The 22,624-nt window shown below is 48.7% G+C and carries 15 protein-coding genes; 12 read left to right on the forward strand and 3 right to left on the reverse strand.

Going from position 1 to position 22,624, the window contains the following annotated elements; genetic code table 11:
- Nucleotides 1–84 precede the first annotated feature (84 nt).
- The 4 genes from ABEA14_RS03815 to ABEA14_RS03830 all read left to right on the forward strand — a co-directional run bounded on the left by ABEA14_RS03815 (nt 85) and on the right by ABEA14_RS03830 (nt 5,628).
- On the forward strand, nt 85–561 hold the full coding sequence (locus tag ABEA14_RS03815; RefSeq protein ID WP_345338533.1) for a SixA phosphatase family protein: 477 nt from the start codon (nt 85–87) through the stop codon (nt 559–561).
- A gap of 63 nt (nt 562–624) precedes the next feature.
- A complete protein-coding gene (locus ABEA14_RS03820) occupies nt 625–1,902 on the forward strand; it encodes a CinA family nicotinamide mononucleotide deamidase-related protein (RefSeq protein WP_345338534.1) in 1,278 nt (425 codons plus the stop codon).
- A gap of 725 nt (nt 1,903–2,627) precedes the next feature.
- Nucleotides 2,628–3,302: a TetR family transcriptional repressor PsrA gene (gene psrA / locus ABEA14_RS03825; RefSeq protein WP_345338535.1), complete on the forward strand. Its 675-nt coding sequence runs from the start codon at nt 2,628–2,630 to the stop codon at nt 3,300–3,302.
- A 4-nt stretch (nt 3,303–3,306) separates the two neighbouring features.
- Nucleotides 3,307–5,628 (forward strand): acyl-CoA dehydrogenase, encoded by a 2,322-nt coding sequence (locus tag ABEA14_RS03830; protein ID WP_345338536.1) that lies wholly within the window; start codon nt 3,307–3,309, stop codon nt 5,626–5,628.
- A 91-nt stretch (nt 5,629–5,719) separates the two neighbouring features.
- On the opposite strand, the gene pyk is transcribed toward ABEA14_RS03830, so the two are convergent.
- Nucleotides 5,720–7,153 carry a pyruvate kinase gene (gene pyk / locus ABEA14_RS03835; protein WP_345338537.1) on the reverse strand — a complete coding sequence of 478 codons (1,434 nt, stop codon included), beginning with the start codon at nt 7,151–7,153 and terminating at the stop codon, nt 5,720–5,722.
- A 134-nt stretch (nt 7,154–7,287) separates the two neighbouring features.
- Entirely contained in the window at nt 7,288–8,142 is an 855-nt protein-coding gene (locus ABEA14_RS03840; RefSeq protein WP_345338538.1) for a MurR/RpiR family transcriptional regulator, read from the reverse strand.
- Between the two features lie 312 nt (nt 8,143–8,454).
- Between ABEA14_RS03840 and zwf the strand changes: the two genes are divergently transcribed.
- The 3 genes from zwf to ABEA14_RS03855 all read left to right on the forward strand — a co-directional run bounded on the left by zwf (nt 8,455) and on the right by ABEA14_RS03855 (nt 11,802).
- Nucleotides 8,455–9,921: a glucose-6-phosphate dehydrogenase gene (zwf, locus tag ABEA14_RS03845; protein ID WP_345338539.1), complete on the forward strand. Its 1,467-nt coding sequence runs from the start codon at nt 8,455–8,457 to the stop codon at nt 9,919–9,921.
- Nucleotides 9,922–10,042: 121 nt separating this feature from the next.
- Nucleotides 10,043–11,005, forward strand: coding sequence for a glucokinase (locus tag ABEA14_RS03850; RefSeq protein WP_345338540.1), 963 nt, complete (start codon nt 10,043–10,045; stop codon nt 11,003–11,005).
- Nucleotides 11,006–11,151: 146 nt separating this feature from the next.
- Complete coding sequence (locus tag ABEA14_RS03855) at nt 11,152–11,802, forward strand: bifunctional 4-hydroxy-2-oxoglutarate aldolase/2-dehydro-3-deoxy-phosphogluconate aldolase (RefSeq protein WP_345338541.1); 651 nt, start codon at nt 11,152–11,154, stop codon at nt 11,800–11,802.
- A gap of 90 nt (nt 11,803–11,892) precedes the next feature.
- Here ABEA14_RS03855 and gap read toward each other — a convergent pair whose 3' ends face one another.
- Nucleotides 11,893–12,888: a type I glyceraldehyde-3-phosphate dehydrogenase gene (gene gap / locus ABEA14_RS03860; protein WP_345338542.1), complete on the reverse strand. Its 996-nt coding sequence runs from the start codon at nt 12,886–12,888 to the stop codon at nt 11,893–11,895.
- Nucleotides 12,889–13,200: 312 nt separating this feature from the next.
- Here gap and malQ point away from each other — a divergent pair, with 312 nt between their 5' ends.
- The 5 genes from malQ to gndA all read left to right on the forward strand — a co-directional run bounded on the left by malQ (nt 13,201) and on the right by gndA (nt 22,604).
- Complete coding sequence (gene malQ, locus ABEA14_RS03865) at nt 13,201–15,402, forward strand: 4-alpha-glucanotransferase (RefSeq protein ID WP_345338543.1); 2,202 nt, start codon at nt 13,201–13,203, stop codon at nt 15,400–15,402.
- Between the two features lie 14 nt (nt 15,403–15,416).
- Nucleotides 15,417–16,610: a DUF4032 domain-containing protein gene (locus tag ABEA14_RS03870; protein ID WP_345338544.1), complete on the forward strand. Its 1,194-nt coding sequence runs from the start codon at nt 15,417–15,419 to the stop codon at nt 16,608–16,610.
- A gap of 36 nt (nt 16,611–16,646) precedes the next feature.
- The gene (gene glgB / locus ABEA14_RS03875; protein ID WP_345338545.1) at nt 16,647–18,839 is read left to right on the forward strand and encodes a 1,4-alpha-glucan branching protein GlgB; all 2,193 of its coding nucleotides are present in this window, start codon (nt 16,647–16,649) and stop codon (nt 18,837–18,839) included.
- Nucleotides 18,840–18,905: 66 nt separating this feature from the next.
- Nucleotides 18,906–21,020: a glycogen debranching protein GlgX gene (gene glgX / locus ABEA14_RS03880; RefSeq protein ID WP_345338546.1), complete on the forward strand. Its 2,115-nt coding sequence runs from the start codon at nt 18,906–18,908 to the stop codon at nt 21,018–21,020.
- A gap of 54 nt (nt 21,021–21,074) precedes the next feature.
- Complete coding sequence (gene gndA, locus ABEA14_RS03885) at nt 21,075–22,604, forward strand: NADP-dependent phosphogluconate dehydrogenase (protein WP_345338547.1); 1,530 nt, start codon at nt 21,075–21,077, stop codon at nt 22,602–22,604.
- Nucleotides 22,605–22,624: the final 20 nt, after the last annotated feature.

Below are 22,624 nucleotides of genomic sequence, written 5' to 3' on the forward strand. Positions count from 1 at the left end.
CCCGGCTAATATGCCGGGCTTTTTTGTATCTCAGCTGCTTATCTGCTTCGATTAGTTATGTCTCAGTTCTGATAAGGAGAGCAAATGAAACTCCTATTGATTAGGCACGCCAAGTCATCATGGGACTTGCCTTTTATTGAAGATCTTATGCGGCCTCTAAATGAGAGAGGCTATAAAAGTATTGAGGTGATGTCTCGGCGTAGCTTGCTGACAGTCAACCTTGCCGAGCGAGTTTATGTTAGCCCTGCTGTCAGAGCTTATTCAACTGCTACAGGTTTGCTGCGAACACTGGGAATATCACTATCAACCATGGTGATAGAATCTCGATTGTATGAAGACACCGCATCAGAACTGTCATATTGGCTCAGTCAGTTGGATGCCTGGTCTGGAACATATTGGATTGTGGGTCACAATCCAACATTAGAGCGATTAGCTGAGAAGTTGTCAGGCGAGAAGAACTTAGTTTTACCAACGTTAGGCTGCGTGTTGCTAACGAAAGTTAAGTCGGAAAATCGATGGAACTTGGTCGAACTTGATTACCCAAAAAACCGTAATGGTTAGAACTTCCGGGTAAATTAACGCATTATTGTCAGCCTATATGGGTACAGGTTTAAGGATTATCGTTTGACTCGCATAGTAATGATCAGCACTGGGGATGAGGTGTTACAGGGGGACATTGTTGATACCAATGCCGCTTGGTTGAGCCAACAACTCAACGAGAACGGTCTCCAGATGAGTTGGCGATTGACAGTAGCCGATGAGTTGAGTGATTTGAGTCGAGCTTTTTCGGAAGCGAGTCAGTATGCAGACTGGATTATTGTAAACGGGGGGTTAGGGCCAACCTCCGATGACCTCAGTGCTGAAGCTGCAGCTAACGCTTTGGGTGAACCTCTCAAGGAGTTTACTTCCTGGATTGACGTGCTTCTCGAACGATACCAGTCTCGTGGCCGAGTTATGCCTGAAAGCAATCGTAAACAGGCGCTATTACCTGTTTCTGCTGTGTTGATTGATAACCCAGTAGGCAGTGCCTGCGGATTCGTTATCGAATTGAATGGCGCAAGACTTCTGTTCACGCCTGGTGTGCCGTCGGAGTTTAAGTTGATGGTGAAGGAGCAGATACTGCCGCGTATTTTGGACGCGGTTGAAGTCACTCCTCCCGCCATGTACCGATGGCTCACGTTCGGTTTGAGCGAATCACGTCTGAATGATTTTCTGGGAAAGATTGAACTGCTTGAAGGGATGACCTTGGGGTATCGCTCAGCCATGCCTTCGATTGAGGTAAAACTAAAAGTCGTCCAAGGTATTGAACAACAAACGGTTGAGCATGTGATCTCGCAGATTGTTGATGCGCTGGGAGACAATCTGTTTTGTCATCACAACAAAGGATTTGCGGCTGAAATTCAAAGTCTGATGCTGTCCAGAGAGGCCAGCCTTGCGCTTGCAGAATCCTGTACTGGCGGCATGTTGGCGTCTGAGCTAGTGGCTCTGGCCGGAAGTTCTGCTTACTTTCAACGTGGCTATGTGACCTATTCTAATGAGGCCAAACAACAGGATATCAATGTTCCTGCACAGATATTAGAGCAGTATGGCGCTGTTTCTGAACAGGTTGCGATTGCGATGGCTGAGGGAGCCAGAGCTAAGGCCGGTACCGACTATGCGCTGTCTATCACTGGGATTGCAGGCCCGGACGGCGGTACTGAAGAAAAGCCTGTTGGCACGGTAGGTTTTGCTTTGGCGACGCCAGATAGAACTTACAGCCAACTCTTGAGATTGCCAAACAGGGGAAGAGGGCTAGTGAGAAGCGTGGCTGCCGCCATGGCGATGGATATGTTGCGAAGATACCTGATTGGTAAACCGGTGTTTGGTGAATACGAGTTTATCAAGCGAGTAAGTAGTGCCTGATAGAAAAGTGGCCCAAGGGTCGCTTTTTTGTTTTATGAAGGTAGCTGGTTCAGTTGCGAAGCAATTCAAAATAACGACCTAGATTGACAGGCGAATATGGCGCTAGAAACAGCGCTACCCACCTCATTTATTTGGCCTGAGTTTTGTCAGTTGCAGATTCTGGATAAAAAAAGACCCAGCACTAAGCGACAGAACAGTTTGCTGGGTCCAGGGAGAGATTTCGTACGCAAAAACTTTACGCACTCTTGTTGGATAACCCGTTCTGGGGTTAGTTCCCATCATTTCAAAAAAATGTAATAGGGCTGCGATGCGCTATAACTGATTAGGTTTTCTCTAGGGTCTGTTGACCTTTGCTGTTTGTTTTTGCAGCAAATGTTGGTGATTTAGGCGAGGCAGAGGCTGTGAAGTTGAGTCGCCCTCAACAAATGGCCGATAACGAAGGATAAATCCCCAACAAATGCTGCCCCTTCTTTTGAAGGAAATGGGGTTCGTTGAAACACGTTCTGCGCTGCGTCATTTACTACTTTCTTAGATCTCTAAGCTACGCAGCTCACTTCTTGCTCAAAACGTGTTTCATTCGAATAAAATCCATACACGAAAGGTCAACAGACCCTAGAAACTGCTGGAATGCTCTCAGTTAACGTGATCTGGTCTGATCAGTTTCTTGACACGTACACTTGTTAAACATACATTTGAAACAGTCGTTTGAATTGGGGGTTTGCAAGGTGCGCCTTGATACAAAAACTAGAATATTAGATGAGGCTGAAATCCTGTTTGCTGAACGTGGTTTCTCTGACACCTCGTTGAGACTGATCACCAGCCGTGCTGAAGTAAACCTGGCTTCGGTTAATTACCATTTTGGCTCGAAGAAAGAGCTAATAAGAGCCGTGTTAGAGCGCTACCTGGAAACATTTATGCCCGCGCTGGATCAAGCGCTCACGCACCTGTTGCGAACATACCAAAGGCCGGAAATGACGCAAGTCTTTGAGGCCTTTGTTGAGCCACTGCTCAAGCTAAACGGTATCAGAGAGCAGGGCACAACGCTGTTTATGCAGTTACTTGGCAGAGGTTACAGCGATACACAGGGCCATCTGCGTTGGTACCTGATAACCAATTATGGTCCCGCGATTGCCAAAATCGGTGATGCGGTACGTGCTGCATATCCTGAGTTGCCGCCAAGTGAACTGTTTTGGCGACTGCATTTCACACTAGGAACAGTCATTTTCACCATGGCGTCTCAACGAGCCCTGGGCGAGATATCAGATGCTGACTTCAATGAGTCCGTTGACATTGAAGCAGTGATAAGGCGAGTGATTCCCTACATTGCGTCAGGGGTCAGTGCTCCCATACCAGAAAACCTGCGTATGAATACGCAAAAGGTTCAAGCTTTAAAGGTCTAACCATATGTCTATCCTGCTAATAATTGTTATCGCCATAGCCGTTGTGCTTGGTGTCCCTGATTTCAGGCGTCAGCTTGTGACGCGTCCTGTATTTAAAGTATTTAAGCGGATCTTGCCGCCGATGTCGGTTACTGAACGTGAAGCGATGGAAGCCGGCGATGTGTGGTGGGATGCAGAGTTGTTTCGTGGTAAACCGGATTGGCGTCAACTCCACAACTATCCTAAACCCGGCCTGAATGATGAAGAGCGAGCGTTCTTGGACAACCAGGTGGAAACGGTATTGGCGATGCTGGACGACTACAGCATTGTTCATGAACAAAAAGATCTGCCGCAAGAGGTATGGGATTATCTCAAAAAAGAAGGCTTCTTTGCGCTGATTATCCCGAAAGCCTATGGCGGTCGAGAGTTTTCTGCGATTGCTAATTCGACCATTGTATCGAAGATAGCTTCTCGCAGCCTGAGTGCCGCGGTTTCCGTGATGGTACCGAACTCGCTTGGTCCTGGCGAACTGCTGATGCACTACGGCACTGAAGATCAAAAGCAGCGCTGGCTGCCGACACTCGCGGACGGGCGAGACGTGCCTTGTTTTGCGCTGACAGGCCCGGAAGCAGGCTCTGATGCCGGTTCAATTCCAGATTTGGGTATTGTGTGTAAGGGCGAGTTTGAGGGCAAAGAAACGCTTGGTATTCGTCTTAACTGGAACAAGCGGTACATTACATTGGCACCAGTAGCCACGGTATTGGGTCTTGCGTTCAAGCTTCGAGATCCTGAGGGTTTGCTTGGTGACAAAGAAGATATCGGTATCACCTGTGCGTTGATCCCCACCAGCCACCCTGGTGTTGAAACTGGACGCCGTCACAGTCCGCTGTCACTTGCATTCATGAATGGCCCCACCACTGGCCAGGATGTTTTTATTCCAATTGACTGGATCATTGGTGGTCCTGATTACGCTGGTAAAGGCTGGCGTATGCTGGTTGAGTGCCTGTCGGCAGGCCGCGGTATTTCTCTACCAGCGTTAAGTGCGGCCTCTGGCCATCTGGCTGCCAGAATGACCAGTGCTTATGCTTATGTGCGCCGTCAGTTTGGATTGCCTATTGGTCGTTTCGAAGGTATTCAGGAGCCTATGGCACGAATCGGTGCTTATGCATACAGCCTTGAAGCCCACCGCCGCATGACCGCCGGTGCTATCGATTTGAATATGAGCCCATCTGTGATCACTGCTATCTCCAAATACCATATGACTGAGATGGCTCGTAAGGTGGTCGATGATGCCATGGATATTCATGCAGGTAAGGGGATCCAACTCGGGCCGTTGAACTATCTGGGTAATGCTTATATGGGCATACCCATCTCTATTACGGTTGAAGGCGCGAACATTCTTACTCGTAACCTGATGATCTTTGGTCAGGGTGCGACTCGCTGCCACCCCTATGTGTTTGCCGAAATGGAAGCTGCGGCGAATCCAGATGAAGAGAAGGGTTTACAGGCGTTTGATGGTTTGTTGGTCAAACATGTTGGTTACGCCGTTGGTAATTTCAGTCGTGCGCTTTGGCAGGGTTTAACCGGAGCTAAGTTTAATCGAGCGCCAGTATCCGGAGAAACCGGTCGCTATTATCGAGATCTGACTCGCATGAGTACGGGCCTGGCTGTTGTCGCAGATATGTCTATGCTGGTGCTGGGTGGCGATCTCAAGCGCAGAGAGATGATATCCGCCAGGTTGGGTGACGTGCTGAGCCATCTCTACATGGCGTCTGCAACCCTCAAGCGATTCGAAGAAGATGGTCATCAGGTGAGTGACTTACCTTATGTCCATTACCTGCTGCAGTATCACTTACACGCCATTGGCGTAGCGTTTGACGGCTTCTTTGATAACTTTGGTCATCCAATTCTGGCCGCTACGCTCAAGCGAATTATCTTCCCGTGGGGTATTCGTTATAAGGCACCGAAAGACGACACAGCACAGAAGATCTGTTCATCAATGTTGGTTCCAGGTGTGCTTCGCGAGCGCCTATCTCATCTTTGTTATATCGGCGAAGGAGAGAACGATCCAACAGGCTTAATGGAAAGTGCATTCGTTGCAATGTATGAAGCGCAGGCGCTGGAAAAACGTCTCGCAAAAGCGCAGGCAACAGGGCGACTACCGAAACGTATTCCATTTGCAGACTTGATTGAAAAAGGTCTCGAAGCAGAAGTCATCAGTGAAAGCGAAGCGGCACAACTCCGCAAGGCTGAGCGACTCCGCTATCATGCTATTCAGGTGGATAGTTTCAGTGAGATGTCCGCTGTGCCTTCAAGCGTGGTGCCGTTTAAGGAAGATGCCGCTTAGAGGCTGACCCAAAAACAAAAAAGGCCGGTTTTTACTGTATAGACAGATTATCCGGCCTTTTTTAATCCTGTTTAAACTCAGCTTGTGAAAGCTACGCTGTCAGGATCTTCATGGTATTGGTGGTGCCTGAGGTGTTGGCAATATCACCTTTGGTCATAATAACCAGGTCTCCGGGCTGGATCAGTCCTCTTTCCAACAGGGTATCCAATGCGCCACGTACCAGCGTATTTTCATCATGCTGGCCCATATCAAACGCGACCGGTTTAACACCTCTGTATAGCGCCATTCTCGCCAAAGCCGCTTCATGGCGACTCATGCCGTAGATAGGCAGGTTAGAGGTAATACGAGACATCATCAGCGGTGTACGACCAGAATCGGTTAGCGCGATAATCGCTTTCACACCCTGCATGTGGTTAGCCGCGTACATGGCCGACATCGCCGCGGTTTCCTGCGCATTGGTAAAGATTGTATTCAGTCGGTGGCGACTGACGGTTACACGTGGATGTTTCTCCGCCCCAATACAGACGTTAGACATTGCAATCACAGTCTCTTCCGGATACTTACCGGCGGCAGTTTCTGCTGACAGCATTACCGCATCAGTTCCGTCTAGCACTGCGTTGGCAACATCCATAACCTCGGCGCGCGTCGGCATTGGGTTCTCGATCATCGATTCCATCATCTGGGTCGCAGTGATGACAGAGCGGTCTAGTGCGCGAGCGCGTGAAATCATGGTCTTCTGACAGCCGACCAATTCTGGGTCGCCAATCTCTACACCCAAGTCACCACGAGCGACCATGACGCCATCAGATGCAAGGATCACATCATCTAACGCTTCATCCGTTGCAACGACTTCCGCACGCTCTACCTTAGCGACCAGGTGGGCATCAAGACCGGCATCCTTAGCCAACTGACGCGCATAGCGCATATCTTCGCCGCTTCGCGGGAAGGATACTGCCAAGTAATCCACTCCAATTTTGGCTGCGGTTAAGATGTCTGCTTTATCTTTGTCAGTTAGTGCTGCCGCCGATAAACCGCCACCTTTTTTATTGATGCCTTTGTTATTTGAAAGGGGACCGGCAACGGTCACGCGAGTGTGAACTTTGTTGCCCTCAACTTCGGTGACTTCCAACTGCACGCGGCCATCGTCAAGCAATAGAAGGTCGCCCGAAGATACATCTTGTGGCAGCTCTTTGTAGTCCAAGCCAACTGCTTTACTGTCACCTTCGCCTTTTGGCAAATCACTATCCAGCGTGAAGTTATCACCGATTGCCAGGTGAACTTTACCCTCTTTAAAAGTAGATACACGGATTTTTGGGCCTTGCAGATCACCAAGAATAGCAACATATCTGCCTAGCTTTTTCGCGATAGCTCGTACTTCTTCGGCACGCTGCATATGGTCTTCTGCACTGCCATGGGAGAAATTCATTCGTACAACGTTGGCGCCGGCTCGGATAACTTTTTCGAGATTGCCGTCGCGATCTGTAGCAGGGCCGAGCGTGGTGACTATTTTGGTTCGTCTAAGCATGAATGGCTCCGGTGTAAGAATTGATGAGACTGGCTGGCAAAGAACTGTCCGTGGTATCAGACAGCTCCTTGCATAAGTATAGGTGTAAAAAAATTACAATTTTGTGCAGTTGATAGAAAAAGCTTTTGGCGCGATTAATCGTATTCAGCTTTGTTAAAGCGCGACTGTTTCAGGCTCTCTTTCACTTTTCTCAGGTTGTCTCTGAAGCGTGGTCCACGACGCAGTGTGAAACCGGTCGCGAGCACATCAACCAGGCATAGCTGCGCAAGGCGCGATGCCATTGGCATGTAGATATCGGTGTCTTCAGGCACGTCCATTCCCAGCACCAGGTTTGCTTCTTGAGCAAGTGGCGAGTCTTTACTCGTAATTGCAATAACTGTTGCGTCGCTTTCTCTTGCCAAACGGGCGAGTTCGACCAAGCTCTTCGTGCGGCCGGTGTGAGAGATCAACACGACAACATCGCCCTCTGTACTGTTTATACAGCTCATTCGCTGCATCAATACATCTTCAAAGAATACCACTGGCACATTGAAGCGAAAGAACTTGTTGGTGGCGTCATGTGCGACAGAAGCTGATGCACCTAAGCCAAAGAATGAGATTTTGTTCGCCTGGGTCAGGATGTCGACGGCGCGATTTATCTGTGTCGAGTCCAGACTATTTCTTGCCGTATCCAGACTGGCCATCGCTGTTTCAAAGATCTTCGACGTGTATGCGTCTGGACCATCGCTCTCTTCAACGTGGCGATTCACATATGGCGTGCCGTTGGCAAGGCTTTGCGCCAAATGCAGTTTGAAATCGGGAAAGCCTTTGGTGTCAAGGCGCCGACAGAAGCGGTTCACTGTCGGCTCACTGACATCTGCCATTTTGGCAAGGGCGGCAATGCTCGAGTGTATAGCTGTCTGAGGCGATGCCAGAATAACTTCGGCAACCTTACGCTCAGACTTACTGAAGCCATTGAGGTTCTTGGAGATTTTTTCAAGCGTGTTCATAAATATTAGCCAGTGTTGAGACAGTGTCGCTGCGTATTCTATTTTTATTTCGTCAAATGCAGTCGATCATAAAAGTTTCTTAAACTTACAAAAATGAAACTCTTTGTAAGTGCCCCACTATAGGAAGTTAACCTACTTTTTGGCCACTTAAAGGGGCTTGTTGTTTGATCGCTGTCAAACAACTTTGACTGTTGACAGTAATTTTACGACAACAAAATTTTAATTTTACTCAGAAAAAGTGGGATTCCGAATGGCAAATTAATCTAAAATACGCCGTCGAAATGCCTATAAGAATAATCGTGAGGAGCTTTAATGACCTTAGCCCAACCCGAGCAGCCAGTTGATTTAGTGCTGTTTGGAGCCCGAGGAGACTTAGTTCGTCGTAAACTCTTGCCCGCGCTTTACCAGCTCGAGAAAGCTAACGCGATTGCAACTGATACCCGCATTGTCGGTGTGACGCGAGGTGAGTACAGTCGCGAAGAGTATGTTTCTTTGGTTCATGACTCATTATCTGAGTTTATGAAAGAGGTCATAGATGAGGAGGTTTGGCGTCGCTTTAGCTCCCGTTTGCACCATATCCGTATCGATCTGTCTATTCTATCGGACTACGACCAGTTTAAAGATTTCCTGGATCATGAGCGTCGTATCATGGTCAATTACCTGGCTGTACCCCCTTCTGTGTTTGGGGATATCAGCCACGGGTTACATGCATCAGGTTCAATAACATCAACTACGCGTGTGGTGGTGGAGAAGCCCATTGGACACGATTTAGAGTCATCGCGAATCACCAACGATGCGGTAGCCCAGTTTTTTGATGAGTCGCAAATCTATCGAATCGACCATTATCTGGGTAAAGAAACCGTTCTTAATCTATTGTCTCTGCGTTTCGCAAACTCTTTACTGACGACCAACTGGGACCACAATACCATCGACCACGTTCAGATAACTGTGGCCGAAGAGGTAGGTATCGAAGGGCGATGGGGCTACTTCGACCAAGCGGGTCAAATGCGCGACATGATCCAAAACCACCTGTTACAGGTGTTGTCTCTGATCGCAATGGAGCCTCCTGCAGATTTGGACGCTGCCAGCATCCGTACAGAAAAGTTGAAAGTTCTGAAGGCGCTTAGGCCAATCACAGCACGCGACGCCAGTGATAAAACGGTTCGCGGCCAGTATGGTAGAGGCTTTCTCCGTGGTCAGGCTGTGCCTGGATACCTTGAAGAAGAAGGTGCCAACGAGAATTCAGATACCGAAACTTTCGTTGCGATAAGAGCCGATATCGATAACTGGCGCTGGTCTGGTGTGCCTTTCTATCTCCGCACTGGAAAACGCATGCCGGGTAAACTGAGCGAGATCGTGATCCAGTTTAAAGAGTTGCCACACCACATCTTCAGCAACTATGAAAATGTGCCAGCAAATAAGCTGACTATTCGCTTGCAGCCTGATGAAGGGGTTGAACTGAAGATGATGAATAAGGTGCCAGGCCTGGATGCTCGTATGAAGCTACAACAAACCACCTTGGATTTGTCCTTTTCTGAGACCTTCAAAGACGAACGCATCGCTGACGCGTATGAGCGACTGCTGCTCGAAGCGATGATGGGTAACCAGACGCTGTTTGTGTGTCGAGAAGAGGTCGAAGAGGCCTGGAAGTGGGTCGATGGCATTATCGATGCGTGGCAGTTAAACAATGAAGGTCCAAAAAGTTATCAGGCCGGATCGTGGGGCCCATGTGCCGCCATCGGTTTGATAACGAAAGATGGACGTTCTTGGAACGAATAGTAGCTAGACTGGTCTGTTTGTTGATACAGGTCGGTCTTTTTTCGCTACAGATAAGGTTTGATCTCAAGATTAATTCGCTAGCGCTAAGCGAGCGCTTATTTGAACAGGGGAACACTGCAACATGGCAGAGCAACAACTTGGACTAATCGCTGATGTCGGCGGCACAAATATTCGTTTAGAACTGGTCGATATGGCGAGCGGTGAGCGTCGTGAACTGCGTAAATATCTTTGCGCTAACTATCCAACTATTGTTGACGCTATCAAGCAGTACCTCAGCGATGCCGGCCAACCAGCAGTGACTCACGGTTGTATTGCTATTGCGTGTCCTACAAACGATGACTGGATTGCGATGACCAACCACAGCTGGGCGTTTTCTGTGAAAGAAACTCAGGCTGCATTGGGTTGGACTGCACTTCACCTTATCAATGATTACACTGCCATCAGCATGTCTTTGCCTCACCTTAAGGCTGGCCAAAAAGTGCAAATCGGTGGTGGCGAAGTAAAAGACGGCGCACCTATTGCTGTGTTTGGTCCTGGAACGGGGTTGGGCGTGGCTCACCTTGCCAACCATGCTGGCTTCTGGATGAGTCTACCGGGCGAGGGCGGTCATGTGGACTTTGCGCCAATTGATGAAGTGGATGAGCATATTCTTGCGTTCCTGTCGAAGAAATACGATCACGTGTCAGTAGAGCAGCTACTTTCGGGCCCTGGTATCGTACAGATGTATCAGGCTATCGCGGACATGAAAGGCGAAGAAGCAAAGTTCACTGATGCTGCGGATATCAGTACCGCGGGAATTGATGGGACCTGTCCGGTTGCCAGTGCAACTATGGTTCAGTTCTGTAAGGTGATGGGTAGCTTTGGCGGTAACCTGTCGCTAACTCTTGGTACCTTTGGCGGCGTATATATTGCTGGTGGGATCGTGCCTCGCTTTATCGATTACCTCAAGCAGAGCGATTTCCGTGAACGCTTCGAAGCGAAAGGACGATTCAGAGGCTTTAATGAGAAAGTGCCAGTGTTTGTGGTGACAGAGCCACAACCCGGCTTGGTTGGAGCCGCAGCTTATCTGATGCAAACCGTATAAGCTGAACTTGAGAAAAACCTCGCATTAGCGAGGTTTTTTTATGCCTGAAAGCGCTACGCTTGCTAAGTGAAAAAGCATTCGTGGACAACTCCTAAACACAGGAGTGGTCGTTTGAATAACTGTTGAACTCATGCAAAAGGATAATCATGACAGCATTCTTAAATTGGTCGTTAAAGCCTGAGCAATTATTGTCATTGTCGCCTGTTGTTCCGGTGATCGTGATTGAGCGTGAGGAAGATGCATTGCCTATGGCTGAGGCTCTGCTGGCTGGTGGTATATCTCTAATGGAGATCACGCTACGAACAGCTGCTGCATTGCCCGCTATCGAGACGATTGCGCGCAAGTTACCGGAGGTCACTGTCGGGGCGGGTACTGTTTACAGTAAGGGGCATCTTCAGCAAGTGAGTGATGCTGGTGGACAGTTTGCAATTAGCCCTGGTGGTACGCCCGCCCTGCTGACTGCCGCTGCAAATGGCAAGATACCTTTATTGCCCGGCATCTCTACGGTTTCGGAATTAATGCAGGGAATAGAGTTGGGTTATAGTCACTTTAAGTTTTTCCCTGCAGAAGCCTGTGGTGGTGTAAAGGCATTAAAAGCGATCTCTGGGCCTTTTCCTGATATTAAATTCTGCCCAACCGGTGGCATCTCTCAGGAAAACTATCGTGACTACCTTGCTCTTAAAACAGTTGCTTGTGTGGGAGGTTCTTGGCTAGTGCCGGGAGAAGCTGTGCGTCAGGGGGACTTTTCTTTAATTACGCGTCTGGCCAAAGAGGCTCTGGCGGCATTTAAGTCCTAAAGGGGCGTATATTGATATTACTTTTTCATTGAAATGTGAAAACAAAAAACCGCGCTTAATAGCGCGGTTTTTTCTGGTCAGGAGGGAAGCTTACTTAGAGATGTGAGCTACCAGATCCAGAACCTTGTTTGAGTAACCGATTTCGTTGTCGTACCAAGATACAACTTTAACGAACTTGTCGGTCAGAGCAACACCAGCGTCTGCGTCGAATACTGAAGTCTGAACTTCACCGATGAAGTCTTGAGAAACAACTGCGTCTTCGGTGTAACCCAGAACGCCAGCCATTTCGCCTTCAGAAGCTTCTTTCATAGCAGCACAGATCTGCTCGTAAGTAGCAGCTTCTTTCAGGTTAACTGTCAGGTCAACAACAGAAACGTTAGCAGTTGGTACGCGGAATGCCATACCAGTCAGCTTGCCGTTCAGTTCAGGCAGTACAACACCTACAGCTTTAGCAGCACCAGTTGAAGATGGGATGATGTTCTGAGAAGCACCACGACCACCGCGCCAGTCTTTAGCAGAAGGACCGTCAACAGTTTTCTGAGTAGCAGTAGTAGCGTGAACAGTAGTCATCAGACCGCTTTCGATGCCCCACTTGTCATTCAGAACTTTAGCGATAGGCGCCAGACAGTTAGTAGTACAAGAAGCGTTAGAAACGATATCTTGACCAGCGTAAGTGTCTTGGTTAACGCCCATAACGAACATAGGAGTTGCGTCCTTAGAAGGACCAGTCAGTACAACTTTCTTCGCGCCAGCTTCAATGTGCTTGCGAGCAGTTTCGTCAGTCAGGAAGATACCTGTTGCTTCTGCTACTACGTCAACACCGATTTCGTCCCACTTAAGGTCAGCTGGGTTGCGCTCAGCAGTTACACGAACTGTTTTGCCATTTACGATCAGGTTGCCGTCTTTTACTTCTACGGTACCGTTGAAACGACCGTGAGTTGAATCGTACTTCAGCATGTAAGCCATGTAGTCAACATCGATCAAGTCGTTGATACCAACAACTTCAATGTCACTACGCTCTACAGAAGCGCGAAATACGAAACGACCGATACGTCCAAAACCATTAATACCGACTTTGATAGTCATAGCCATCTTCCTAGCATTTTCAGGGGGATTAAAAATTTGCGTAGTAAAATTACAAAAAGTGGTGTCATCGTCAAGTAAATCAGCGGTTTTTGTTGCGCTGAGTCAAGTTTGACAATGAAAAATAATTACACCTTTCACCTTGAGTGATTAATATAGCGCACTAACTATAGACCAATGAATTTTATTGGCTAGGGCCCGTGAGACTAAATGGCTAATGTTTTTCCATTGGCACATAGGCAGAAGCCGATTTAGACTTACCCCTACATTTTTAACCGTCCGTTCGGTTCGACAATCAACAAAAAGGTTTGTTCGATGAATCAAGAACTTATAGAAAAGCTCTCGGAACTAAGAGGGATTGAGTCCAATTACGTCGATGCTTGGGGCAATCCAGCAACTGTAGACGCAAGCAGCAAAGCAGCTCTATTAGCTGCTATGGGCTTTGCTACAGACGATGATGCAAAGCTGGCTGAACAGTACCAGGAAGCCCTGGCTGCAAGCTGGAAAACGATGCTGCCTAAAGTATTGGTTGTAAGAAAGGCCGAGAGCTATCCAGTCGAGCTGCATTTACCTTTAGATGATCTGAAAGTGCCTGTTCACTGGACACTGGAGCTGGAAGAGGGCGAAAACCTCAAAGGTTCATTCACGCCACTGGATGGTCAGCTGGTTGGATCGGAGACTATTGACGGTGTTGAATACAAAGCGCTGAAAGTATTTTTGCAGTTAGAAGCGCCGATTGGTTACCACACTCTGGTGCTGCGCAACGCCAAGCGTAAAAAGTTGGCAACGACGCGCTTTATCATTGCACCAAAAGCATGTTTCATCCCTAACGAGATTGCTGGCGGTAAAAAGGTTTGGGGCCCAAGCGTGCAAATGTACTGCTTGCGCAGTGAGCGTAACTGGGGCATCGGTGACTTCACCGATCTGACATACCTGGTTGAGAATGTAGCGAAGGGCGGTGGTGATTTCGTAGGTCTTAACCCAATTCATGCCCTTTATCCTAACAACCCTGAAAGTGCCAGCCCATATAGCCCGTCATCTCGTCGTTGGCTGAACATTGTCTACATTGATGTTGAGTCAGTGCCTGAGTATGCGAAGAGCAGTGAAGCGCAGGCTCTTGTGAACAGTAATGATTTCCAATGGCGCTTAGGTGAACTTCGCGGCAAAGACTGGGTGGATTACGCTGGCGTTACTCAAGAGAAACTGCGTGCGTTGCGCCTGGTCTTTAAAGAGTTCAACGAAAACGTTCTTGGTAGCGGCAGTGCCCGCGACAAAGCTTTTAACGCATTTGTTGAAGCGGGTGGCGAAAACCTTCGCGAACAAGCACTTTACGATGCGCTGCAAGAGCACTTCTACGCTGATGGTATTAACGCCTGGGGTTGGCCAAGCTGGCCTGAAGAGTTCAACGAATACCACAAGCCTGCCGTAAACAAGTGGGCGAAAGCTAACCCTGAAGAGCTGAACTTCTATCTCTACCTTCAGTTCCTGTCAGATGAGCAGCTGGCTGCAGTTGATCAAAAGGCTAAAGATCTAGGTATGGCCATGGGCCTGTACCGCGACCTTGCTGTAGGTGTGAGTGAAGGCAGTACTGAGATTTGGGCGAATCGTGATCTCTACATTGCCGGTGCCGCTGTGGGCGCGCCACCAGATATCCTGGGTCCTCTGGGACAGAACTGGGGCTTGCCTCCGATGGATCCAGCCAAGCTGATCGAAGCGGAATATCAGCCTATGATCGAGCTGTTCCGTTCTAACATGCGCTCTTGTGGTGCTCTGCGTATTGACCACGTGATGGCATTGCTGCGTTTGTGGATGATCCCAGCAGGTAAAGACGCCAAAGGTGGCGCTTACGTTTACTACAACATCAACGATTTGCTAGGTCTGCTGGCATTGGAAAGTCATCGCAACAAGTGCGCGATCATTGGTGAAGACTTGGGTACAGTGCCTGACGGTATCAGTGAGACACTTCAGGAAAATGGTGTTCACTCTTATCGCGTGTTCTTTTTCGAGCAAGCTGAAGATGGTGGCTTTATCTCACCAGCACATTATCCAGTACAGGCAATGGCGACATTGACTACTCACGATATGCCTACACTGATCGGTTTCTGGCACTGTGATGACCTGAAATTAGGTAAAGAGCTTGGCTTGTACCCGGATGAGAATGTTCTCCAGACGCTTTATAACGATCGTCACGAGAGCAAGCAGAAGATTTTGGATAGCCTGAAAGGTCACCAGTCGCTGCCTGACTATATCTCCAGTGATGTAAACTGGGTGGGTATGACTCGTGACTTAAACTATGGAATGCAGGTACACATGGCCCGTGGTTGTTCAGCTCTACTGAGTCTTCAGCTGGAGGACTGGCTGGAAATGGACAAGCCAGTAAACGTGCCAGGAACCAGCACCGAGTATCCAAACTGGCGTCGTAAGCTGAGCAAGAACCTTAGCGAACTGTTTGCCGACCAGGATGTTCAGAGCTTGATGCGCCGTCTGTCTGATGCGCGCAAAGGAGCCAGCAACTAAGGAAATATAATCGCTTGCGATTACAACAAGTAGAACCCCAGGAATATCCTCTGGACCTGGGGTTGCCATGGGACCAGCCCCTCGAGGGCTGGCCTGATCATCTCCTTGTCGAGATGGCCAGAGGTATATCTCGGAACGTTGTACGCTTTATTCGCTGTAGGGACCGAGTCTATGCAGTGAAAGAGATCAACGAAAAGCTGGCTCGTCATGAGTTTCAGTTCCTTCGAAACCTTCAAGAACTAGATGCCCCTTCTGTTAAACCTGTGGCCCTGGTCACCGAACGAAGTGGTAAACCCAACTACGCTTTACTTGTTACCCACTATCTCGATTTTTCTCAGCCTTACCGCATTATGATGGCGGAGCAGCCATGGAATATCAGCTACGAAGTACTGATTGATGCCATGGCCGAATTATTTGTATGGCTTCACCTGCAAGGGATTTATTGGGGAGATTGCTCACTTTCAAACACGTTGTTTCGTCGTGATGCGGGCCGCTTAGCTGCCTATTTTGTTGATGCGGAAACAGCACAGGCTTATGACAAGATCTCTGATGGTCAGCGAGAGTTGGATCTGATGATCGCCCAAACCAATGTGGCGGGAGAATTGATGGATCTTGAGGCCGGTTTTGGTCTTCCCGATGGTATCGATCCGATCCAGGTCACAGAAGATATTTTGGCTAAATATCATCAGCTTTGGTCAGAAGTTAACCAGCAAGTCGAGTTTGGAACAGAAGAGCAGTACATCGTCGAGCGCAGAATCCAAAGATTGCATGATCTTGGTTACGATGTTGAAGAAATTGAGTTTGTTACCAGTGGCGAAAACGATAGGCTAAGATTACTCACAAAAGTTGTTGAGCCGGGTCACCACATCCGAAAACTTGAATCACTGGTGGGGATCCGAGTACAGGCAAACCAAGCCAGACGATTGCTGCATGAACTTACGCGTTTTGCGCAGCAATATAACCATCGCCGAGAAGAGCGTGGTAAAGACAAAGTGTCTGAAATGGTAGCTGCGCACATATGGTATGAAGAAGAATATCTTTATACGTTAGATATGTTCCCAGCAGAGCATCGGACCAGATTTGATGATCCTGAGTTGTATCATCAGTTGCTCGAGCATCGTTGGTACGAGTCAGAAAATAGAAAACAAGACATTGGCATGAGGGAGGCAGTTAGATCTTTCATCGACAATGTTCTTGAGAAAAGTTAGGAAATTACACTCTATAAAAGGGGAACCGGTTTACAGATGCTTATTCAACAGCTACAGCAAGCCCGCTGCGCGAATCCTTTCGAAGAACTTGGTTTGATGCCTGACCCTGATGGGAAAGGAATGTTGCTGAGAGTGTGGTTACCAAATGCCGTGAAGGTGGTAGCGAAGGAGTTCGGGAGCGAAAAATCGTTAGGCGAAATGGAAGTAGTGCATGAGGACGGCTTGTTTGAGCTAGCTCTGCCGCGCCGCAAGAAATTTTTCTACTATCAGTTGGAAGTCACAACTGAATCTGGAGAATTTACTTCTGTTTACCCTTATCAATTCCAAGAAGTAGCCAATGCTGAGATAGGCGAAGCGTATTCCACGCCTGAGAATCACTATCAGCGCATGGGCGCACACCCCATGGATGTGGATATTGGCGGCGGTAAGTACATCCGCGGCGTTCGTTTCGCGGTGTATGCACCCAATGCGTCCAGTGTTTCACTGATTGGTGAATTCAACTATTGGGACGGTCGGTGCCATCCAATGCAGAGAACAACCAACGGCTGTTGGGTGCTCTTCATCCCCGGTATCGATGCGGGCTACAAATACAAGTACGAAATTAAAGATCCTCTGGGTAACCGCCTGCCTCACAAAGCTGACCCGGTTGGTTTCTATGCCGAGCAGTATCCTTCTCATTCGTCTGTTGTTTACGATCACGATGCGTATCAGTGGAATGACCAGGACTGGCGAGAGAAGAACCTGGACGATAAGCGCTTCCGTCCGCTGTCGGTTTACGAAGTACATCTGGGTTCTTGGCGTCAGAAAATTGAAGCAGATGGCCGTGCTCGCTCGTTAACGTATCGTGAATTAGCCGATTACCTGATCCCGTACGTTAAGGACTTGGGCTTCACTCATATCGAGATCCTGCCGGTTTCTGAGCATCCATTCTCTGGTTCTTGGGGTTACCAGCCTGTAGGGTTGTTTGCGCCGACCTCTCGCTTTGGTACGCCTGATGACTTTAAGTTCTTTGTCGACCAGTGCCACCAGAATGATATAGGTGTCATTGTCGACTGGGTGCCTGCGCACTTCCCAGAAGACAGCCACGGCCTGGCTCGTTTCGACGGTACTCACTTATATGAGTATGCTGATCCGCGTAAAGGTTGGCACCCAGATTGGAACTCCTGCATTTACGATTTTGGTCGTGACCATGTACGTCAGTTCCTGATCTCTAATGCTCTGTTCTGGCTGGAAAAATTCCACGTTGATGGTCTTCGAGTTGATGCTGTTGCGTCTATGCTCTACCTCGACTATTCGCGTAACGCTGGAGAGTGGATCCCGAACGTTGATGGCGGTAACCATAACTACGAAGCAATCAGCCTTCTGAAGTGGTTTAACGAAGAGGTTTACAAAAAGTATCCTCACGCCATGACTATCGCTGAAGAATCAACGGCGTTTGCCGGTGTATCTCGTCCTACTTTCGATGGTGGCTTGGGCTTTGGCTTTAAGTGGAACATGGGATGGATGCATGACAGCTTGCATTACATCAGCAAAGATCCTGCGTACCGTAAATACCACCACGGTGAACTGACGTTCTCCATGGTTTATGCCTACGATGAGAATTTCGTGTTGCCACTTTCTCACGATGAAGTGGTTCACGGAAAGGGCAGTATTTTGCGCAAGATGCCAGGTGATGAATGGCAGGCTGCAGCAAACATGCGTGCTTATATGGCATTTATGTATGCTCATCCAGGTAAGAAGCTCAACTTCATGGGTAACGAAATAGGCCAGTCAGAAGAGTGGAACCATGATAGTTCTGTTCAATGGCACCTGTTGGATTACCCTAAGCACAGTGGCATTCAAAACCTGTTCCGTGATTTGAACAACTGTTATCGCAATACACCCGCCATGTATGAGCTGGATACCAGCCACGAAGGCTTCGAGTGGATCGACCACGAAGATGCTGACAACAGCGTGGTATCTTTTGTGCGTAAAGCGAAGACGGTAGATGAAGATGTCATCGTTATCTCTAACTTCACGCCTATCCCCCGTGATGACTACCGCCTGGGCGTAAATAAACCAGGTGTATATCAGGTGATAGTAAATAGTGACAGCGAGTACTACTGGGGTGGAAACTACGAATGTGGTGAAACATTCGACAGTGAAGAGACACCTTGGCATGGCCGAGAGCAATCAGTTGTGCTCAATCTGCCATCCCTGTCTACAATTTACCTGAAAAGGGTGAAGTAAAAATAACGTCTAATGCTTCAAGGCCACCCTCGGGTGGCCTTTTTTTTGTCTTCTAGGGAGCCGAATATGGATATGACCTCAGCTCGTTCTACTACCCGTGTTAAAAGCATGACGACCATTGCCGTTGGGCAACCAGAACCTCAAGGCTGCCAGGTTACTGAGCAAGGCTGTAACTTTTCTATTTATGTACCAGATGCGCAGCGAGTAGAAATCTGCTTGTTTAATGAAGCTGAAGAGGAATTGTGTTGTTTACCTTTGCCAGGAAAGACCGGTCCTTTTTGGCATGGCTTTATTCCAGGTTTGTTACCTGGCGCTCTGTATGGCTATCGAGTTCATGGACCAGAAAAAGTTTTGCCGGGCACCGAGTTTGACCCAACCAAACTGTTAATTGATCCCTACGCTCGCCGATTGAATCGCCCCTTGTTATGGCATCCCGACCTCTATCAGGGGGATAGCCAGTTTATGATCCCAAAAGCGGTGGTTACTGATGAATCCTTTGATTGGCAGGGGACAGAAAAACCAGAGATAGGCGCCCACGAACGTGTTTTGTATGAACTTCACGTAAAAGGCTTTACTCGGCTTAAAGAGAAACTGCCTCAGCTCCAGCGCGGTACCTACATGGGCCTGGCCCACAAAGAAACGATTAAGTACCTTAAAACGTTAGGAGTTTCATCACTTCAGTTGATGCCCATCTGCAGCTTTATGAGTGAGCCCAGATTGCAGGAGATGGGGCTGAGTAATTATTGGGGCTACAACACCATTAACTTCTTCTCTCCCGATGCGCGTTATGCCGTGGAAGATCCAGTTACGGAATTTAAAACCATGGTGAGAGAGCTACATAAAGCGGGAATTGAAGTGGTATTGGATGTGGTATTTAACCACACCGCGGAAGGCGGCGTGGGCGGTCCCGTTATCTCATTCCGTGGTATCGACAACCGCAATTTCTACCTGTTTGAGAAGCACGACGGTGTCACCGACTACGGACGCAGTGTCAACAATACTGGTTGTGGCAATAGCGTTAACTTTGATGATCCCCAGACACTAAAAATGGTGCTGGATTCTTTGCGTTATTGGGCGACAGAGATGCAGGTTGATGGCTTCCGCTTTGATTTAGCGGTGAGTTTGGCTAGAGAGCGTGGCCAATACCAACGTTGTTCCGCATTTTTTAAGGCCGTTTATCAGGATCCCGTATTGCGAAAATGTGTGTTGATTGCAGAGCCATGGGATATAGGTGAGGGGGGATACCAGTTAGGGCAGTTCCCTGAGCCCTGGTTGGAGTGCAATGACAGATACAGAGACACATTGCGCGCATTTTGGCGAGGTGATGCTGGATATATTGGTGATTTTGCTACGCGTGTAGCCGGCTCCAGAGATATCTTTTGCAAAGGCCATCGACCAATCGCAGCGTCGGTGAACTTCATTACCTACCATGACGGCTTTACGCTCGAAGATATGGTTTCTTATTCAGAGCGACACAACCTGGCCAATGGCGAAAACAACCGAGATGGGCACAGTCACAATCTGTCCTGTAACCACGGTGTTGAAGGGCCAACGGACAAAGCCGAGGTGATAGCCATCCGTGAGCAGCATAAACGCAATTTGCTAGCGTCTCTGCTGTTGAGCGTTGGTACACCTCATCTGCTGGCGGGAGATGAGATCGCCAGGACACAGCAGGGCAACAATAATGCTTACTGTCAGGATAATGGTATTAACTGGCTGGACTGGCGACTTGTCGATGAACAGTCGAACCTTCTGCGTTATACCCGCAAGCTGATCCAACTGAGAAAGTCGCTCCCCATTATCACCGCGCTTAACCTCCATGATGACCACTACCATCATGACAGCTATGGGCATGAGCTGCACTGGCATAAACCAGAAGGGGGGATGCTGCAGGAAGCTGACTGGCATGATCACGCCAATTGTGTCCTCGGTTTGGAGGTGTTTGACCATGGCCACACCCACCATCCAGATACACAGCGGATCTTCCTGATGTTTAATGGTAGCCAGTATCCAATCAGCTTCTTGCTTATTGAGTTGCCTCAAGGCCAATGCTGGCACCGGTTACTTGATACCGCGGTTGATGATGGCCTGGCGAAAAACCGTCGTATCCGTACCCAGCGCTATCTTTTACAGCCACACTCTATCGCATTGTTAGAAAGGAGATTTATCAATGCGGGGTGACGCTATATAATCGCGGCCTGCGGTAAATCAAGAACGCTAACGAGGAATCTGTTAATGAGCGAACAACAACCACTTTGCGATATCGGCTTCATTGGCCTAGGTGTGATGGGTAAAAACCTGGTGCTTAACCTGGCTGATAATGGCTACAAAGTGGCTGCATTTGACCTGGATGTCGATAAGGTCAACGCGGTTATCGCTGCTGATCAGGAGGAGCAGGCAGAAGGCGCTGCTGCGCGCATCTTTGGCTGCAGTCAGATTAGCGATCTTGTCACCATGGTGAAGAAGCCTAACCTTTACATCTTATCTGTGCCTGCTGGTGATCCGGTAGATAAAGTTTGCGCAGCCCTGATGGAAGCAGGCATTGGACCAAAAGATGTTGTTATCGATACGGGCAACAGTCTGTGGACTGATACCGTGCGCCGTGAAGCCGGTTACCGCGGCAAATTCGTCTTCTTCAGTACTGCCGTGTCAGGTGGGGAAGTTGGTGCACGTTTCGGACCCTCATTGATGCCTAGTGGTGACCAGTCTGCTTGGGATGTGATTGAGCCGGTGCTGGCTGCGATTTCTGCCAAGGTTGACCCGGAAACTGGGCTACCAATCGAGCGCACTAAGCCCGGAGAGGTTGTTAATGAAGGCGAGCCTTGTACCACCTACATAGGTCCAGCAGGTGCGGGGCACTACGTTAAGATGGTACACAATGGTATCGAATATGCTGATATGCAGCTTATTTGTGAGGCTTATCATCTGCTGCGTGATGCGGTAGGCATGTCCGCAAAAGAGATTGGCCAAATTTTCCAGCAATGGAACCAGGGTGTTCTCAATAGTTACCTGATGGAAATCAGCGCCGAAGTATTGTTGCAGGATGATCCTGAGACAGGTAAGCCTTTGGTTGAGATGATTCTTGATAAAGCGGGCCAGAAAGGCACTGGCTTGTGGACTGCGGTGAGTAGTCTTGAAGCCGGTACACCCGCGCCAACGATTACCCAGGCGGTATTTGCGAGAGCATTAAGCACATTGAAGAGTGAGCGTGTAGAAGCAGCAAAAGTTTTGACCGGTCCGGCGCTCGAAACGGTGGCCGCAGACGAGCGTGAAGCTTTTATCGAGTCACTGCATGATGCGCTCTACTGCTCAAAGATCTGCGCATATGCTCAGGGCTTTGCTCTGATGGCGTCAGCGTCTAAACAGCATGGTTGGGCGTTGGATTTTGCTGCCATTGCTAAGATATGGCGTGCTGGCTGTATTATTCGAGCAGTCTTCCTGCAGTCCATCACTCAGGCATATTTGGCGAAACCTGACCTGGCGAACCTGATGCTGGATCCATTCTTCCAAGCACAATTGCTGGACAAACAGGCCAACTGGCGAAAGGCTGTCGCGAAAGCAACCCTGCTGGGTATTCCATGTCCGGCATTCAGCTCATCAATTAACTACTTTGATTCATACCGAACTGAGGTACTACCCGCTAACTTGTTGCAGGGGCAGCGCGATTTCTTTGGCGCACATACCTTTGAGCGGACTGATAAACCTGCGGGTGAGAAGTATCACCTCAATTGGTCATCATCGGATCGCGATCTGACCAAGGTTTAAGCGAGTTTGTGTTGAAACAA

The organism is Corallincola platygyrae, from assembly GCF_039544265.1.
In the GTDB taxonomy this organism is placed as follows: Bacteria; Pseudomonadota; Gammaproteobacteria; order Enterobacterales; family Neiellaceae; genus Corallincola; species Corallincola platygyrae.

Coding starts and splice junctions, on each gene's coding strand:
- ABEA14_RS03815 (WP_345338533.1), top strand. CDS start 85: ATGAAACTCCTATTGATTAGGCACGCCAAGTCATCATGGGACTTGCCT.
- ABEA14_RS03830 (WP_345338536.1), top strand. CDS start 3,307: ATGTCTATCCTGCTAATAATTGTTATCGCCATAGCCGTTGTGCTTGGT.
- pyk (WP_345338537.1), bottom strand. CDS start 7,153: ATGCTTAGACGAACCAAAATAGTCACCACGCTCGGCCCTGCTACAGAT.
- ABEA14_RS03840 (WP_345338538.1), bottom strand. CDS start 8,142: ATGAACACGCTTGAAAAAATCTCCAAGAACCTCAATGGCTTCAGTAAG.
- zwf (WP_345338539.1), top strand. CDS start 8,455: ATGACCTTAGCCCAACCCGAGCAGCCAGTTGATTTAGTGCTGTTTGGA.
- ABEA14_RS03850 (WP_345338540.1), top strand. CDS start 10,043: ATGGCAGAGCAACAACTTGGACTAATCGCTGATGTCGGCGGCACAAAT.
- ABEA14_RS03855 (WP_345338541.1), top strand. CDS start 11,152: ATGACAGCATTCTTAAATTGGTCGTTAAAGCCTGAGCAATTATTGTCA.
- gap (WP_345338542.1), bottom strand. CDS start 12,888: ATGACTATCAAAGTCGGTATTAATGGTTTTGGACGTATCGGTCGTTTC.
- malQ (WP_345338543.1), top strand. CDS start 13,201: ATGAATCAAGAACTTATAGAAAAGCTCTCGGAACTAAGAGGGATTGAG.
- glgB (WP_345338545.1), top strand. CDS start 16,647: ATGCTTATTCAACAGCTACAGCAAGCCCGCTGCGCGAATCCTTTCGAA.
- glgX (WP_345338546.1), top strand. CDS start 18,906: ATGGATATGACCTCAGCTCGTTCTACTACCCGTGTTAAAAGCATGACG.
- gndA (WP_345338547.1), top strand. CDS start 21,075: ATGAGCGAACAACAACCACTTTGCGATATCGGCTTCATTGGCCTAGGT.